The sequence below is a fragment of the Acidisphaera rubrifaciens HS-AP3 genome (genome assembly GCF_000964365.1).
In the GTDB taxonomy this organism is placed as follows: domain Bacteria; phylum Pseudomonadota; class Alphaproteobacteria; order Acetobacterales; family Acetobacteraceae; genus Acidisphaera; species Acidisphaera rubrifaciens.
In genome coordinates, this window is record NZ_BANB01000370.1 from 1 (window position 1) to 2,785 (window position 2,785).

Below are 2,785 nucleotides of genomic sequence, written 5' to 3' on the forward strand. Positions count from 1 at the left end.
GGGTCGAGGGTTCGAATCCCTTCGCCCGCTCCAGGTTTTCTTAAGGAAATCAGCGAGTTAGAGCGGTCCCTCGGGCCGCTTTTTGCTTACCCGTCCCCGCGTCCAATCGCGGGTAAGCGACGGGTAAGCATGCGAAGGCCGATTTCAGGCGGAAAGTCCATGTAGAGACGACCATCGACGAGTTGGTAAGCCTTAGACTAGCGCGGGGCTTCAGGCAGCATGGTCGGTCGTCCTCGCCGCAGTGACCTGGGCCCTATCGGGGGGATTGCGCCCTGGATCGTGCTTACCGAGACGCGGGTCCGTGGCTTGGTAAGCAAGCGATTCGTCTGAACCGTCGATCCCGACCAAATGATCGCCGCTGTCCACTGGGGTTCGCCGGCTCGAGTGGGTCAGCGCTCGATTTTTCACTCACGTCGCCCGCGCCCTTAGCGGCGTGAGGGGGGCTCGTCAGGCTGGGGCGCTCTCCGCCGCGATCCGGTCCAGCAAGGCCCTGGTTTCCTCTGAAAATTCGAGTGCGACTGCGGCGAGGTTTTCCCGCAGATGAGCGAGGCAGGACGTGCCAGGGGTCAGCAGGATGTTGGGCGCGCTACGCAAGGGGTCCGCTGCGCGCGCCGGCCCCGCGGGTCTGCAAGGACGGATTTCGCCGGAGCTCACGCGGGCGTCAGCGATGATAGCTGGCTCGCCAGCCATCGGGTGGCCGGGCCGAGCTCGACGCCGGCCTTCCAGACCAGGTCGTAGACCAGTCGGCGCCGGGCCAGACCGGTGTCGGCCATGTTCAGGGCGACGAGGCGACAGGCGGCCATGTCGGGTTCGACCAGATGCGCCGGAAGACTGCCCCAGCCTAGTCCCGCGCGGATCATGGCGTGTTTGGCCCCGAGATCGCTGGTGCGCCAGGTTTCGGCGGCGATCACGCCGAACTCCCGATTCTCGGTCGGCTCGGCGCGGTCGGTAAGCACAATCTGCACATGCCGGCGCAGATCGTCCCATTCGATCCGGCCGGGGCCGGCCGCCAGCGGATGATCGGGCGCCGCCACCAGGATCAGATCGATGTCCAGCACCGCCGTGCGCTCGAAGTCCGGGTGGTTCACCATCAGCGAGGCGAGCAGGCCGATCCCGTGGGATCCGTTCCGCACCGCCGCCACCGACGCGGACAGGTTCTCGACCATGATCCGCAGGGGCACGCCGGGCCAGGCTTCGCGAAATCGCCCCACCACCGGCAGCAGCAACGACATGGGGAACTGCCCGTCGACCACCAGACGCACCTCGGGCTCCACAGCCGCCCGCACCATCCGCGCCCGCTCGCTCATGCGCGCCAGGTCGTGCGCCACCTGTCGGGCCTGAGGCAGCAACGCCTTTCCGCCGACGGTCAGAACCGGCCGATAGAGACTGCGGTCGAACACCGCAAATCCGACGAGGTCCTCCAACTTGTCGATCGCATAGGTCACCGCAGGCTGGGTGCGGTTCAGGCGCCGCGCCGCTGCCGAGAAACTGCCCGCGTCAACGACGGCGAGGAATGCGTCGATCTGGCTGAGGCTGATGGCGGATAGATTATCCATAATCTTTGATTATGATGATGGCAGGTTTTTTCCCAGAATATTTTTGTCTTCTGTGGTGGCACATCCGGCCCGTCCTGGGAACGGAGAGTGCCATGCCAAACCTTCTTGTCCTTCAGAACAGCGCGAACCTGGAGACATCGGTCAGCCGCAGGCTGGTCGCCACCTTCGTTGAAGCCTATGTCAAGCGCCATCCGGATGCGGAGATCGTCCACCGCGATCTCGCCCGAAATCCCCTTCCGCACCTGTCGCCGTCCCTGGCCGCCGCGCTGCTGCCCGGGCAGGGCGCCGCGACCCCTGATCTTGGATCGGCCGATATTTTGACGGAGGAGCTCGAGGCGGCGGACATCATCGTCATCGGCGCCCCCTTCTACAATTTTACCATCCCGTCGACGCTCAAGGCCTGGCTCGATCACGTCGTCCGGGTCGGCCGCACCTTCGCCTATGTGGACGGCGCCCCGCGGGGCCTGCTCCCTCCCGGGAAAAAGGTGATCGCCTTCGTCGCGAGCGGGGGCGCCTATGGCGACGGTCCGGCGTCCGCGATGGACTTTGCGACGCCCTACCTGCGGTTCATCTTCGGGTTCATGGGCGTGACCGATATCGAGATCGTCCGGGCCGAGTGGCAGGCTGTGCCCGAGCGGGGCGCCAGTTCGGCGCAGGCGGCGACTGAGCGCGCGCGGAACCTGGCCGCGCAGATCGGAACGGCGATCCCCCCCTACCAGCAGCCGGACGGATCCATCCCGCGCCGCTCAGGCCTTGCGGCGAGCCTGTGAAAAGACCGTCTCGACAAGCTGGTCGGCATAGGCGTGCGTCAGGGGATGCACGCCCGTGAGGAGATGAAAATACAGGCAGCCAAAGACCTGATCGACGATGATCTCCAGATCGATCTCCGCGGGAAAGCTTCCATCTGACTGAGCCCCATGCCGTGGTGGACGAGGCGCTCGACGTGCTCTCGCCGGAGTTCGACAGGCCGTATGCGCGGGCCGGGCGGCCCGGCATTGCGCCGGAGAAGCTGCTGCGGGCGCTGCTGCTGCAGGCGTTCTATTCCGTTCGGTCCGAACGGCAGCTGATGGAGCAGCTGGACTACAACCTGCTGTTCCGCTGGTTCGTCGGCCTGTCGATGGACGCGCCGGTGTGGGACGCCAGCACGTTCAGCAAGAACCGGGACCGCCTGCTGGACGGCGACGTGGCGCAGCGTCTGCTGGCGGCGGTGGTCGCGCAGCCTCGGATCA

The 2,785-nt window shown here is 66.0% G+C and carries 2 protein-coding genes and 2 pseudogenes; 2 read left to right on the forward strand and 2 right to left on the reverse strand.

The genetic code is table 11. The annotated features are described in order from the left end of the window. Positions 1-650: 650 nt before the first annotated feature. Complete coding sequence (locus B8460_RS11270; protein ID WP_048861695.1) at positions 651-1,556, reverse strand: LysR family transcriptional regulator; 906 nt, start codon at positions 1,554-1,556, stop codon at positions 651-653. 92 nt (positions 1,557-1,648) lie between these two features. Between B8460_RS11270 and B8460_RS11275 the strand changes: the two genes are divergently transcribed. Next, positions 1,649-2,326 (forward strand): FMN-dependent NADH-azoreductase, encoded by a 678-nt coding sequence (locus B8460_RS11275; RefSeq protein WP_048861696.1) that lies wholly within the window; start codon positions 1,649-1,651, stop codon positions 2,324-2,326. Here the strand turns inward: B8460_RS11275 and B8460_RS23760 are convergent. Next, positions 2,303-2,536, reverse strand: a pseudogene (locus B8460_RS23760) (TetR-like C-terminal domain-containing protein); the annotation flags it as partial. The gene B8460_RS11275 and the pseudogene B8460_RS23760 sit on opposite strands and share 24 nt — an antisense overlap. Here B8460_RS23760 and B8460_RS11280 point away from each other — a divergent pair. After that, positions 2,479-2,785: pseudogene (locus tag B8460_RS11280) on the forward strand (transposase); the annotation flags it as partial. The pseudogenes B8460_RS23760 and B8460_RS11280 overlap by 58 nt on opposite strands.